This window comes from Vicinamibacteria bacterium (genome assembly GCA_035570235.1).
Taxonomy (GTDB): Bacteria; Acidobacteriota; Vicinamibacteria; order Fen-336; family Fen-336; genus DATMML01.
The window spans coordinates 1-13,044 of record DATMML010000062.1 but is presented as its reverse complement, the minus strand read 5'-3'; the positions used below and the strand labels follow the sequence as shown (position 1 = coordinate 13,044).

General features: G+C 70.8%; 12 protein-coding genes. 6 read left to right on the top strand and 6 right to left on the bottom strand.

The window, feature by feature from the left end:
• Window position 1: 1 nt before the first annotated feature.
• Window positions 2-1,096, bottom strand: coding sequence for a beta-N-acetylhexosaminidase (gene nagZ / locus VN461_11015; protein HXB55307.1), 1,095 nt, complete (start codon window positions 1,094-1,096; stop codon window positions 2-4).
• Window positions 1,097-1,106: 10 nt separating this feature from the next.
• On the bottom strand, window positions 1,107-1,562 hold the full coding sequence (locus VN461_11010; protein HXB55306.1) for a GatB/YqeY domain-containing protein: 456 nt from the start codon (window positions 1,560-1,562) through the stop codon (window positions 1,107-1,109).
• Between the two features lie 79 nt (window positions 1,563-1,641).
• Here VN461_11010 and VN461_11005 point away from each other — a divergent pair, with 79 nt between their 5' ends.
• Genes VN461_11005 through VN461_10990 form a run of 4 tightly spaced genes read left to right on the top strand, consistent with a single transcriptional unit; the run spans window position 1,642 to window position 7,346 of the window.
• The gene (locus VN461_11005) at window positions 1,642-2,847 is read left to right on the top strand and encodes a hypothetical protein (GenBank protein HXB55305.1); all 1,206 of its coding nucleotides are present in this window, start codon (window positions 1,642-1,644) and stop codon (window positions 2,845-2,847) included.
• A 20-nt stretch (window positions 2,848-2,867) separates the two neighbouring features.
• Window positions 2,868-4,244, top strand: a complete 1,377-nt coding sequence (locus VN461_11000; protein HXB55304.1) for an ABC transporter substrate-binding protein — start codon at window positions 2,868-2,870, stop codon at window positions 4,242-4,244.
• Window positions 4,229-5,965 carry an ATP-binding protein gene (locus VN461_10995; protein ID HXB55303.1) on the top strand — a complete coding sequence of 579 codons (1,737 nt, stop codon included), beginning with the start codon at window positions 4,229-4,231 and terminating at the stop codon, window positions 5,963-5,965. Before VN461_11000 ends, VN461_10995 begins: the two co-directional genes overlap by 16 nt.
• A 13-nt stretch (window positions 5,966-5,978) precedes the next feature.
• Window positions 5,979-7,346 (top strand): sigma-54 dependent transcriptional regulator, encoded by a 1,368-nt coding sequence (locus tag VN461_10990; GenBank protein ID HXB55302.1) that lies wholly within the window; start codon window positions 5,979-5,981, stop codon window positions 7,344-7,346.
• Between the two features lie 35 nt (window positions 7,347-7,381).
• Here the strand turns inward: VN461_10990 and VN461_10985 are convergent, their stop codons facing one another.
• The 3 genes from VN461_10985 to VN461_10975 all read right to left on the bottom strand — a co-directional run bounded on the left by VN461_10985 (window position 7,382) and on the right by VN461_10975 (window position 10,874).
• Complete coding sequence (locus VN461_10985) at window positions 7,382-8,002, bottom strand: hypothetical protein (GenBank protein ID HXB55301.1); 621 nt, start codon at window positions 8,000-8,002, stop codon at window positions 7,382-7,384.
• A gap of 177 nt (window positions 8,003-8,179) precedes the next feature.
• The gene (locus VN461_10980; protein ID HXB55300.1) at window positions 8,180-8,731 is read right to left on the bottom strand and encodes an AAA family ATPase; all 552 of its coding nucleotides are present in this window, start codon (window positions 8,729-8,731) and stop codon (window positions 8,180-8,182) included.
• Window positions 8,732-8,768: 37 nt separating this feature from the next.
• Entirely contained in the window at window positions 8,769-10,874 is a 2,106-nt protein-coding gene (locus VN461_10975; protein ID HXB55299.1) for an oligopeptide transporter, OPT family, read from the bottom strand.
• 123 nt (window positions 10,875-10,997) lie between these two features.
• Here VN461_10975 and VN461_10970 point away from each other — a divergent pair, with 123 nt between their 5' ends.
• Complete coding sequence (locus VN461_10970; GenBank protein ID HXB55298.1) at window positions 10,998-11,315, top strand: hypothetical protein; 318 nt, start codon at window positions 10,998-11,000, stop codon at window positions 11,313-11,315.
• Here VN461_10970 and VN461_10965 read toward each other — a convergent pair.
• Window positions 11,312-12,175 (bottom strand): hypothetical protein, encoded by an 864-nt coding sequence (locus tag VN461_10965; GenBank protein HXB55297.1) that lies wholly within the window; start codon window positions 12,173-12,175, stop codon window positions 11,312-11,314. The two genes, VN461_10970 and VN461_10965, sit on opposite strands and share 4 nt — an antisense overlap.
• Before the next feature lie 230 nt (window positions 12,176-12,405).
• Between VN461_10965 and VN461_10960 the strand changes: the two genes are divergently transcribed.
• A partial coding sequence (locus VN461_10960; GenBank protein HXB55296.1) for an Hsp70 family protein occupies window positions 12,406-13,044 on the top strand: 639 nt, incomplete at its 3' end.

Genomic DNA, 13,044 nt, shown 5'->3' with positions numbered 1-13,044 from the left:
CCTAGGCCACCCCTCCGCGCTCCTCGATCTCCCGGGCCAGGGCCCGGTGCCGGCCCGCGGCCAAGAGGGCCGCCTTGGGATCGGGATCGTGGTGCGGAAGCAGGAACCGCTCCTTGAGCCGGCGGATCCGATCGCCGACGTCGTCCATCTCCGGCCACGGGATCTCCTCCGCCTCGAGGGCGTGGATCACCGCCTCCAAGGCCGCAACCTGCGCCTCCGGCCCCTTGCAGACAGGAAGGATGTCGCAACCCGCCTTGGCGGCCAGGACGGCCGAGATCGCCGGCGGCCAGCGCTCCGCCACCGCCTTCATCTCCAGGTCATCACCCACCACGACCCCTCCGTAGCCCATCTCCTTCCGGAGGAGGGCGGTGAGGACGCGCGGGGAGAGGGTGGCGGGAAGGCGGTCGTCCAGCTCCCGCACCAGGACGTGGGCGGTCATGATCGTGGCCACCCCCGCCTCGATTGCTTTGCGGAACGGGCGCAGCTCCACCTCTTCGAGCCGCGGGCGCTCGTGGTCAACCGCGGGGAGGTCCAGGTGGGAGTCCACCTCCGTGTCGCCGTGGCCGGGAAAGTGCTTCGCGCAGGCGGCCACGCCGCCGTCCTGCAGTCCGCGGATCAGCGCCGCCCCCAGGCGCCCTACGAGGTCGGGGTCGTCGCCCAAGGAGCGGTCGCCGATCACGGGGTTCTTGGGGTTGGTGTCGACGTCCATTACGGGCGCGAAGTCCAGGCGGAACCCGCAGGCGGCAAGCTCCGCGGCCAGGGCCTCCCCCAGGCGCCGAGCGATGTCCTCCGAGCCTGTGCGCCCCACGGCGCGCAATGGCGGCCAGACGGTCCAAGGCTCGCGAAGCCGCGCCACCCGCCCGCCCTCCTGATCCACCGCGACCAGGAGCGGAAGCTCGTGCCCCGCCCCCCGGGCCAGGGACTGCAGCTCGCGGATGAGCTCCGCCACCTGCTCGGGTCCGTCCACGTTGCGGGCGAAGAGGATGACGTGCCCCACCCCGAAGTCGCGGATGAGCCGCTTGAGGTGGCTCGAGGGCTCGTACCCCTCCCACCCCACCATGAAGCGTTGGCCGACCCGCCGGACAAGCTCTTTCAAGGGGCGCCGCTCAGCCCCCGAGGCGTTTGCGCACGAGCTCGCTGACCTTCTTGCCGTCCGCCGGCTTCCCCGCCGCCTGGAGCCCGGCCAGAGCCGCTTTCATGACCTTGCCCATGTCCTTGGGCGAGGCCCCCCCCGTCTCCGTCACCGCCCTCTCCACCGCGGCCGCGATCTCGGCCTCGGAGGCCTCGGCGGGCAGGTAGGACCGGAGGACCCCGATCTCCGCCCGCTCCTTGTCCGCCAGCTCCCCCCGGCTCGCCTTCGTGAAATGCTCGATGGCCTCCTCGCGTTGCTTCACGAGGCCCTGCAGCACGCGCGCGGCCTCCGCCTCGTCGAGGGGCGCTCTCTTGTCGATCTCCTTGTTCTTGAGCGCGGCCTTCGCCATCCTCAGCGCGCTGGTCCGGGCGGCGTCCCGGGCCTTCATGGCCGCGGTGAGGTCCGCCTCGATCCGCTTCTCTAGGCTCATAGGGAGCATTGTACCGTCGGTCTCTCCGTCCCCGGCCTTCCCGGGAGAGATCCGCTGCAATTGCGGGAAGCGCCTTTGCGTGGGCTATCCTTCCCCCGTGCCCCGGCCCTCCCGTGCCGCCCTCTCGTGGGCCCTCCTCTTCGCCCTCGCCCGGCCCGCCGCCGCCGACTCGCCCTTGAGCCGGCTGGCCGCCGCCCTGGCCGACGAGATCGCGCGCATCGCGCAGGGGCGACCGGTGGAGGTGGGAACGATCGAGGATCGAACGGGCCGGGGGGCCGCCTTCGTCCTCGACCTGCGCAGCCTCTTGCTCTCACGCCTCGAGGGCCGGCTCTCCACCGGCCCCGGTTCCCGGCTGCGTGTGGAACCGGTCCTGATGGAAGCCCCGTTGCGCCTGGTGGTCTCGGCCCGGGTGGTGAGCGAGCCGGAGGGCAGCTTGGTCGATGTGATCTCGGTGTCGGCGCCCACTGACCCCGCCGTCTTGCCCTTGTCGCCCGTCCGCCCCCCGCCCGGGCGATCCGGCTTCGAGACCGTGGCCAGCAGCCGGACGCCGCCCCTCGAGGGGCCGGTCGTCGGCCTGGCCCTGCTCAGCGACGACCGCGTGCTCGTCCTCCAGACCGAATCGCTCGGCCTCTACCGCTGGGAGGACTCCCGCCTGGTGCGCCAGGCGCAACGACCCCTGCCCGGTCCCTTCGAGGCCGTGAGGATGCCGGGGGGGTTGGTGCTGGCCACAGAGGGGGGCCTGGTGTGGGCCGTCACCAGCCGCTCGCCTAGGGCGTCCCTCTTCGCGGTGGAGGAGGGCGGGCGCCGGCTCGGTGAGAGGCTCGTGGCCGACGCCCTGCCCTGGCCGGGGAGCCCGGGGGGTCTACGCTTCCGTCCGGGGACGAACCTCCTGGAGGGCACCCTGGAGGGCCTGGGCAGCGGTCCTTTCCTCGCCGTCACCGACGCCCCGGTGGGCGTGGCCGTGGACCCCGAGGGCCGCCTCCGCGTATCCACCCCCGAGGGCCCTCGCGCCTCCGGACTCAGGTCGGGAACGGGGCTGGCCTGCCTCTGGAGAGGCTTCCTGGCCGCCGCCTCCGCGGCGCCGCCCGGGGCCGCGGACGCGATCCTGATCTTGGAGCGGAGGGAGCGGGATTTGAGCCTGGCCGACAGCCTGCCCGTTCCGGGGGTGGTGCGCGCCTTAGCCGCCTCCGTGCACGGGGATACGGCCCGGCTGGTGGCCGCCCTCGAGGACCCGGGTGGCGAGACCTACCTGCTGTTCCTGGACCTCCGCCGGACCACATCGTGACGGCCCGGACACGCCCGGCGTTGGCGCTAACCCTTCTCCTGCTCCTGCCCGCCGCCCTCCGCGCCGCGCTCGGCCCGCGCTACGGGGGCGAGCTCACGGTGGGCGTTCTCGACCTCCCCCCGAGCCTTGAGCCCACCGTGCCGCGAGGCCCGGGAGCGCGCCTCCTGGCTGGCCTCGCGGGGGAGGGCCTCGTGGGGGGCGGTCCGGACGCCGTCCCGACCCCGAGCCTGGCCGAGAGCTGGGCGGCATCCGCCGCCGGCCGCGAATGGACGCTGACCCTTCGTCCGCTGGCCCGCTTCCAGGATGACACCCCCCTGACCTCCGAGGCCACGGTACGGTCGCTGCGCCGTTTCTTGCGCGGACCGGGCGCCGCCGCCGCTCACCTGGCGGAGTCGCTCGAGGGCGGTCAGTCCTTCCGATCGCGCACGACCGAGGACCTGCCCGGCCTTTCCGCTCCCGACCCCCGGCGGGTCGTGCTGAGGACTGATGGCCCCCGCTCCCTGCCCTTGCTTCCGCTCGCCTCCCCGGCCGCCGCCATCACCAGCCCCACGGGTGCCGGCGCCGGTCCCTTCGTGCCCACGGTTGTCCTCCCCGGGCGAAGGGTCGTGCTCACCGCCTTCGGAGGCCACGCGCGGGGGCGGCCCTACCTCGACCGCGTCCAGGTCGTGGCCGCCCCGGACGCGCCCGCTCTCCACGCGGAGCTCCGGGCGGGGAGAATCGACCTGGGCTCGGGCGAGCCCGGGGTGTCCGCTCTGGCCGCCACCCTCTTGCTCGTGCTCGATCCGGCCCGCCCTCCCTTCGACCAAGCGGACGCGCGGGGGGCGGTGGCCGCGGCCATCGACCGCGCGGAGATGGCAGCCAAGCTGATCCCGGGAGGGGACCCCGCGCCCTTCCTGCTCGTCCCCGGCCTATTGCCTTCGCTCGGGGCGGAGGCTCCTCGGGCGCGCGCCCCGGTCCGCGGCACCGTCACCATGGCCGTTAGCACGGACGTGCCCCCCCTCCTGAGCCAGCGCGTGGTCGCGCATCTGGTCACCCTCGGCCTCTCGGTGCGGGTGGTGCCGTCAGACCCGGCCACCGTCCGCCAGGTCCCCGCCTCCGCCCGCCTCCTCCTGTGGTCGCCCGAGATTCCGGAGTCTGGGCTCGCCCTCGAGGAGCTCGCCGACCTCGCTCGCCACCCCTCCGGGGCGCGAGACCTGCTGGCCGCGGCCGCGCGTGAACTCGACCTCGACCGGCGGCGGGTCCTGCTCTACCGGGCCGAGGCCGGCCTGCGCGCCGAGACTGTCCTCGTCCCCCTGAGCTCGGTGCCCCTCTCCTTCGGCGGTCGCGCGGGGGTTCACGGCGCGCGCCTCGAGCTCACCGGACGCCTCTGCCTGGAGGATGCGTGGATCGAGCCGTGAACCGCGTGGTGGGGGGTCTGCGGGGTCGGCTGCTGGCCGGCTTCGTGCTCGTGGCCGTCCTACCCCTGCTCCTGCTCTCCCTCGTGGTCACGGGCCTCATCTCCCGCAGCCTGGAAGAGGCCTCCTTCGGCCGCCTGGGCCGAGGCCTCGAGGCCGTGCGGGACCGGCTCGCGGAGAGGCGTCGCTGGGCCGAGGCCCAGGTGGCGGCGGTGGTGGACCAGGACCTCCCCTCCGCCCGCTCCCCCGCGGAGGCCGACCGGACACTGGCGGAGGAGATCGCGCGCCGCCGTGACTTGCCGGACCTCGAGATCGTGGATGGCCGAGGGCTCGTGGTCTCCTCGCGCCACTGGCCGGCGGGCTTCGGCCTCGAGGACCGGGATGGGCTCTTCCCCGGCGACCCCGGGCTGCGGCTGGAGAAGGTGGCCGAGGGCTACGGGGTGGCCGAGCGCTTGGCCCTGGTCGCAGAGCGCCCCGCCTCCTGGCGGGGAGCGACGGTCACCGTGCGGGGAGGCATCTTTCTCGACCACGACTTCCTGTCCGACTTGTCGCGCCTCATGGGCGCGGAGGTGGCCCTGCGCGACGGGCTGCGCCAGCAGTGGATCGCGCCCTCCGCTTCGCCCCTGCTGGCCTGGGCATCCCCCGCCTTGGGCGCGGGGACGGGCCGGGTCGACCTCAAAGGGGGCACCTACCGCTTTGTGGCGGCGCCGCTGCATCCCGACCTCCAACTGGTGGTGGCCGCGCCCGGCGGGCCCCTGGACACCGCCCTGGAGCAGGTCCGCCGCCTCACCCTTCTCCTCGCGGGGGTGGCCCTTCTGGCCGCCCTCGCCGGTGGCCTCGTGCTCTCCCGCCGCCTGGCCTTGCCCATCCGCGAACTCGCCCAGGCCGCGGAGCGCGTGTCGCGGGGGGACCTGGAGGGCACGGTGCCCGTCCGTACCCGCGACGAGATCGGTGACTTGGCCCGAGCCTTCAACGCCATGATCGACGAGCTCGGCGCCTCGCGGGAGCGGCTGGCCCAGGCGGAGCGGGTGGCGGCCTGGCGGGAGATGGCGCGGCGCCTGGCCCACGAGCTCAAGAAGCCGCTCTTCCCCATCCAGCTCTCCATCGAGACCCTGCAACGCTCCCTCGAGCGCGATGCGGCGGGCGGGTCGCGCGAGGGAGCCGCCTTCGCCGACCTCTTCCGCGACTCGAGCCAGACCATCCTCCACGAGCTCCGCGCGCTGCGGGCGATCATCGAGGAGTTCGACCAGTTCGCGCGCCTGCCCCGGCCCCAGCGGCAGCTCGTGGACCTCAACCGTCTCGTGGACCAGGTCCTCGCCCTCTACCAGGCGCGGGCGGCGGGGGTGCGCCTCGAGCGGGATACCCCGGCGTTGCCCCCCATCTCCGCCGACCCCGACCTGCTGTCCCGCGCCCTCGGGAATCTGGTGGCCAACGCCCTCGAGGCCATGCCCGCGGGAGGCACCCTCGGCATTCGGAGCCGCGCGCGCCCGGGGGGAGTGGCGCTTGAAGTGCGGGACAGCGGACCGGGCCTGAGCGAGGAGCAGCGAGCGCGGCTCTTCACGCCCTACTACACGACCAAGCCGGGTGGCACCGGCCTGGGCCTGGCCATCGCTCAGGGTATCGTCTCCGACCACGGGGGGCGGGTGGAGGTGAAGAGCGAGCCGGGAGGGGGGGTGGCCTTCACGCTGCTCCTGCCCTTCCCCGAAAAGGCCGAGCATCTGTGAGAAGCTCTTGGGGATGGCTAAGCCGCGCATCCTGATCCTGGACGACGACCCCGGCACCCTGGCCTCCCTGTCCCGAGCCTTCGCCCTCGAGGGCTACACCGCCTTGACCGCCTCCTCGGCCGTGCGGGCCCTGGAGCGGCTGCAGGAGGAGCCGGTGGACGCGGTTCTCTCCGACGTGGTGATGCCGGAGATGGACGGGCTCGAGTTCCTGGCCCGGCTGCGCGAGCGCAACGCGGACGTGCCCGTGATCCTCATGAGCGGACAGGCCACGGTGGAGACGGCGGTCAAAGCCACCCGCCTGGGGGCTCTGGATTTCGTGGAGAAGCCGGTGGGGCTCGACCGGCTGCTCCTCACCCTCCGCAACGCCTTGCGCCTGGACCGCCTGGAGCGCGAGAACCGCGAGCTGCAGAGGTACTGGCGGGACGAGCTCGCGCTCGTGGGGGACAGCGCGCCCCTGGCCTCCCTGCGGGCCCTGGTGGAGCGCGCCGCCCCCTCCGACGTACCCATCCTGGTCGTGGGCGAGAACGGGACCGGCAAGGAGCTGGTGGCCCGGGCCATCCACGAGCTCTCGCCCCGCCGGGCCCAGCCCTTCGTGCGCATGAACTGCGCGGCCGTGCCCGCAGATCTGGTGGAGAGCGAGCTCTTCGGCCACGAGAAAGGGGCGTTCTCGGGGGCGGTGGCCCAGCGCCGCGGCCGGTTCGAGCAGGCCGACGGGGGCACCCTCTTCCTGGACGAGATCGGGGACATGCCCGCGGCCATGCAGGCCAAGCTGCTCCGCGTGCTCCAGGACGGCGAGGTGACGCGGGTGGGGGGCACGGGCGAGATCCGGGTGGACGTGCGCCTCATCTCCGCCACCAACCGCGACGTGGAGACCATGCTCGCGGACGGGCGCTTCCGCGAGGACCTCTACTACCGGATCAGCACCCTCACCCTGCGCGCGCCTCCCCTAAGGGAGCGGCCGGACGACGTGCCCACCCTCGCCCTCCACTTCGCGGCCGCGGCCTGCCGGCGCAACCTCTGGAAGCCACGCCGCATCGCCCCCGAGGCCTTGGAGCTGCTCCGCGCGCAGCCCTGGAGGGGCAACGTGCGCGAGCTCCGGAACGTGGTCGAGCGCGCCCTCATCCTCTCCGAGGGCGATCCCCTGACGGGGGAGGATCTCCGCGCCGCCCTCCCCACCTCCCCCGCCACCCGCCCCGCGCCCGCCCCCGCGCAGGGGGCGCTTCGGGACCTGGTGGAGTCCTTCGAGCGCGACGTGATCCGCGAGCGGCTGAGGACGACCGGCGGCCACGTCACCAACGCCGCCCGCAGCCTGGGGCTGGAGCGAAGCCACCTCTACAAGAAGTGCAAGCAGCTCGGCATCGACATGCGCGAGGGGACGTAGGGCCCCCCCTAGCCGTCAAGGCTCAGAAGGGGCGGCTACTCCTTGCTTCGGTAGGCCTCCAGCACCATGAACTCGCTCCACGTCTTCCCGTCATCGGACTTCTCGCCGCGCCAGGTGAAGTGCTTTTCGGAAATGTTCGTGTAGGTCGCGCGCGTGTAAGCGTGGGGGGCCAGGGGCTCCTTGAACACGTAGGCGATGGACCCGCCATCGAACGTCACCCCCCCGAGCTCCTCCGGCCCCAGATCCACCCACGTTCCCGCGAGCGCGCTCAGCCACTTCATGTTCCAAGTCTGCCGGATGGCGTCATAAGTCCGGAGATTCACGCCGAGCACGATCAGCTCTCCCGAGGGGCCGGTCATGCGGTATTCGTCCGCGATGGCATAGCCGTCGAGGACGAAGCGACCGAACCACGTGGCCTGCAGCGCCTGCCAGTCTCCATTGGCCAACCGCGCCCTCGCTTCGCACCGCCAGCGGCTGATGAGAAACGCGAATCGGGAGAGGGCGGAGGGCGCCTTGGGGTTGGCCTTACCGAACTCCTGCTCGACTTGGTCCATGGGATGATCGTCCTTGGGAGCGGCGGCTGCTCCTCGCGGGGGTCCGGTCAGCAGCAAGAGTGCGCTGAGCAGCCCGCCCACCCATTCCTGCGTTCCCATCATCGGTCCCTCCTTGTTCGTTGTCGTGCTCGTTCGTTGTCGTGCCATCGTCGCCGCGGCACGAGGGGTGGCGGCCCCGGTGGGTGGCGGGCCATCCCTCTCTGGAAAGGGGATGAGCGGCAAGTGTTCCCCCCCAGGCGGCGGGCCTCGGCCCCCGAGGGCGTCGAGAACCCACCGGCCCTAGAACAGCCGCTTGGACAGCCCGGGAGCACTCAGGACCCGTTCGCGCACCGTCTCGAGCCACCGCTCCCGCTGTCCGGGGGGGAGCACCTCGTGGGGGATCTTCTTCTCCTTGAGCAGGCGGTCGACGAGCTCGTCGATGGAGCGCATGAAGAACTGGTCGGTGTCGCGCACGCCGTCCGCGGAGACGGGCGCGGTGGAGAGGGGAACCTTGAAGAGCAGATCGTAGGTCTTCATCCAGTGGTCCACGAAGCGCTCGATCGGCTTCTGGCGGCCGCAGGCCAGGGCCAGGTAGGCATAATTGTCGAGGACGCTGCGGTCGCAGACCACCACCGCGTGCTGGCTGGCGGACCTTATCTCCTCCGCCACCTGGGTCATGAGAATCCAGGTCTGGGCCTCGATCGAGGTCTGGCGGTTGATGGGAAGGGGCGAGAGCCGGGCCACCTCCTTGACCATGTCCACGTTCACGTCCTGGCGCTTGAGGAGGGAGGCGAGGTCGTAGCAGAGGGTGGTCTTGCCCACGCCGTGGGTGCCGATGAAGGCGACCTTCATTGACTGTCGGGCCGACGGGTCATCCGGGGGCATGGGCTCAGGCGGCGGGCGGTGAGCCCCGGGCCCGGCGGTGGAGCAGGTAGGCGATGAGGAGGAAGGCCAGCAGCCCGGGAATGGCAGAGGTCACGAAGGCCGGGGGCAGGAGGCGGGGCCCGAGGTTGAATGCCTCGCGCAGCCAGGTGAGCCGATCGGGGGCCAGCGCCGCCACCCCCAGGCCCATGAGGGAGCCGCCCGCGATGAGGCCGGAGCTGTAAAGCACGCCCGGGCCCGCGTCGGATTCCGCCTCCCCCCCGCGGTGCCGGTCGATCAGCCAGCGCACCAGGCCCCCCACGAAGACCGGGGTCGTGCTCTCCAGGGGCAAGTACACCCCGACCGCGAAGGCCAAGGCGGGAACCCCCACCATTTCCATGACGATGGAGATGAAGACCCCGATGAGGACGAGGCCCCAGGGGAGCTGACGCTCCAGAATCCCCTTGATGACCAGGCTCATCAGCCGGGCTTGGGGCGCGGAGGCCCGCTCGGAGCCGATGCCTTGCACGACCTCGAAATGGACCTGGCCCTCGGCGTCGGCCAAGTAGGTCCCGTCCGGGATCCCCGGCACCCCCCCCACGCGGCGGAGCCCGTAGGACGCGCCGTCGGGGCCCGCCTGCCGGGGGGCCTGCGCGTCCGCGCTCAGGACGACGTCAAAGTGGGCGGCGCGGACGGTGCTGAAGCTCTCGTTGATGAAGATGACGGTCCTTCCCACCACGAACACGCAGGCCAGCACCCCCACGATGAGAGCCACCTGCTGCTTCCAGGGCGTGGCCCCCACCAGGAACCCGGTCTTCAGATCCTGGCTCGTGGTCCCCGCGTTGCTGGCGGCGATGCACACCACCCCCCCCACGGCCAGAGCCACCGCGGTGTATCCGTGGCCGGTCCAGCCCAGGGTCACGAAGATGAGGCAGGTGCCCATGAGGGTAGCGATGGCCATGCCGCTGATCGGGCAGGAGGAGGAACCAAGCTCACCCGTGATGCGGGAGGCGACCACGGAGAAGAAGAAGCCGAAGAGGATGATGAGGCCCGCGGCCAGGAGGTTCACCTTGAGCTGGGGGATGAGGGTCATGGCCAGGGCGAGGGCCACCGAGCCCACCAGCACGACGGTGATGGGAATGTCGCGCTCGGTGCGGCGCAGGGCCGGCCCGCCGCCGCCCCGCGAAAGCCGGAGGTCGCGGAAGGAGGCAGCGAAGGAGTCGATGATGGTGGGCATGGCCCTTACGAGGTTGATGATGCCCCCCGCCGCCACCGCTCCCGCCCCCACGTAGCGGATGTAGTAGTTCCAGATGTCGTCCGCCCCCATGGTCGAGATGGGGACGCTGGCCGGATAGAGGGGGGCGGAGCGGCCTTCGCCAAAGAGGGCGATGGCGGGAATGAGGACCAGGGAGGCTAGGGCCCCGCCCCCCACCATGAGGGCGGAGGAGCGGTACCCGATGATGTAGCCGACCCCCATGAGCTCCGGGGAGGCGTCCAGGCGAATTCGGGCTGTCTTGTTGTAGAAGCCGAGCACCCGCTCCGGGAACTGGTTCCACAGGCCGTTGATGGCCATCAGCATCTTGTAGAAGAGGCCCACAAACAGCCCCTCGAAGACCAGCCGGGCCTCCGTCCCCTTCTCCTCCCCCACCATGAGGACCTCGGCGCAGGCCGTCCCCTCGGGGTAGGTGAGGACCCCGTGCTCCCGAACGATCAGGTAGCGCCGGAGCGGAATCATCATCAGGATGCCGAGAATGCCGCCCAGCAGGGCGAGCACCATGGTCCGCATCCAGTCCAGCTCGAAGCCCAGGAACACAAGGGCGGGGATGGTGTAGATCACCCCCCCCGCGATGGACTCCCCCGCCGAGCCTGTGGTTTGGACGATGTTGTTCTCAAGGATTGAGGCCGGGGAGCCCAGGGTGCGGGAGAGGGCGCGGAACACGGTGATGGAGATGACCGCGATGGGGATGGAGGCGGACACGGTGAGGCCCACGCGCAGGCCCAGGTAGGCGGAGGAGGCGCCGAAAAGCAGGCCCAGGAGCGAGCCCAGGACGAGCGCGCGCAGGGTCAGCTCTGGGAGCGCCGTCTCGTCCGCGACGTAGGGCCGGAACGCGACCGGCGCAGGGGTTTGGGCCAAGCGGACCTCCCGGGAAGTGCGCGCATTCTAACAGCAGGAAGACCGGACTCGCTTTCCCCCCCGGGCCGTCGTTGCCCCGGGACGGACCCCATGCTCTAATCGCTGGAGGCCCCAGGGAACGCCATGTCCGACTTCTACGAGCCCTACGAGAAGCTCATTCGGATCGTCGTCCTGGGCAAGGTCTTCCACGTCCCCGAGAACAATCTCCTCCTTCGCCAGATGCAGTACGTGTCCGAGGACATCGGCTCCGGCCGCTACTGCTGGAACGGGGAGTGCCGCTACTGCGAGATCAAGTACCGACGCAACGGGGACACCTCGGACACGCCCGCCCTGGCCTGCCGACTCAAGGGCTTGGAAGGGATGCGGATCACCAAGCTGGCGGGGGAGATGAAGTACAACCTGAGCGCGGCCCTGGCGGGGGCGGAGAAGGCCGGAGACTAGACCGCCTTCACCCGGGAGCGCACCTGCTTCCAGGTGGTGGTGAGGCTGTTGCGGGTCATCTCCAGCCGGCGGGTCGTGAAGTCGGTGGGCTCCCGGCCGGCCAGGGTTTCTTTGGCCCGCGTCATGAGCTTGCGACAGGTCTGGAGCAGGATGTCGTCGGCCCGGCCGGAGCCCTTTAGGAGCTCCAGATCCCGCGTGAGCTCCTCGAGCACGCGCTCGATCTCGAGCACCCGCTCCCGCAGCACGGGGTCGAGGGGATAGATCACCTCCTCGGCGGGAGCGGTCAGGGCTGCGGGGGGGGGTGCGGGGGCGGGCAGGGGCTCGGGGAGCCCTCCCGTCCGCGCTCGCTCCTGCTCCTGCTTCAGCTCCGCCCAGGCCCGGGAGAAGAGGAAAGGATAGAGGGCGTTGGCCTGCTCGAACTCTTTCTTGGCGGCGTCGTGCTTGGTGAGGTAGTACTCCCGGATCAAGCACTTGATCTGAAGGACCTGGCGCTGCTCCTTCTCATCGATGATCCGGCGGGCCCCTTCGGCAAGGATCTTGATCTGCTGCTCGATGGTCCGGTTCTGCTCCGCGCTGCGAACGTCGGGAAAGTCGTGGTCGCGCCCGAAGATGATGCGGGCGTTGGGCTCGCCATAGTTCGCGTAGATGATGGTGTTGATGCGGCGGACCTCGAGCTCCAGCACGGGATCCAGGACCGGCCCCCGGTCCTCGACCTGGATGTGGTAGAGCGTGCCGACGCTGGACGTGTAGTTCTGGTTGAGACCCGTCACCCGGCAGAGATGCTTGGGCAGGGGCCCGTCGGGGGTCCCTGGTCCCCCCTCCTCGGGGGGTCGTCCGGGTACCTCGAATGGCGACTTCAACTGAGCCCCAAATTTTCCTGGCCGATCCTACCAAAGACTCCCCTTATTCGCAACAAGATCAGGGCTTTGGCAGGGGGGTTAGCCTTCGCCCCATCCCTTAGTGCATTGGACTCATATTTAGTGCTTGACATTTGCTAAGCCAGGGCCTATTATCCAGTCGGTGTTGGGCCCCGATCACATCCGGGGGCCCAGTAGCACGCTCAAAATAGGCTGTTTCGGAGGTCAGGGGTATGAGCAGAGTCATCGGTATCGATCTGGGGACCACGAACTCCGTGGTCGCCGTCCTGGACGGCGGCGAGCCCACCGTGATCACGAACCCCGAAGGGGGTCGGACGACTCCCTCCGTGGTCGGATTCACGAAGGACGGGGAGCGCCTGGTCGGCCAGGTCGCGAAGCGCCAAGCGGTCACGAACCCGGAGAACACCGTCTTCTCCATCAAGCGCTTCATGGGCCGGAAGTTCTCCGAGGTGACGGAGGAGAACAAGATGGTCCCCTACAAGGTCGTGGAAGCGCCCAACGGGGACGTGCGGATCTCCGTCCACGGCAAGTTGTACTCCCCCCCCGAGATCTCGGCCATGATCCTCCAGAAGCTCAAGCAAGCCGCCGAGGACTACCTGGGCGAGAAGGTGACGAAGGCCGTGATCACGGTGCCGGCCTACTTCAACGACTCCCAGCGCCAGGCCACCAAGGACGCGGGCAAGATCGCCGGGCTCGAGGTCCCGCGGATTGTGAACGAGCCCACCGCGGCCGCCCTCGCCTACGGCCTGGACAAGAAGAAGGACGAGACGATCGCGGTGTACGACTTCGGGGGCGGCACCTTCGACATCTCCGTGCTGGAGGTGGGCGAGGGGGTGGTGGAGGTTAAGGCC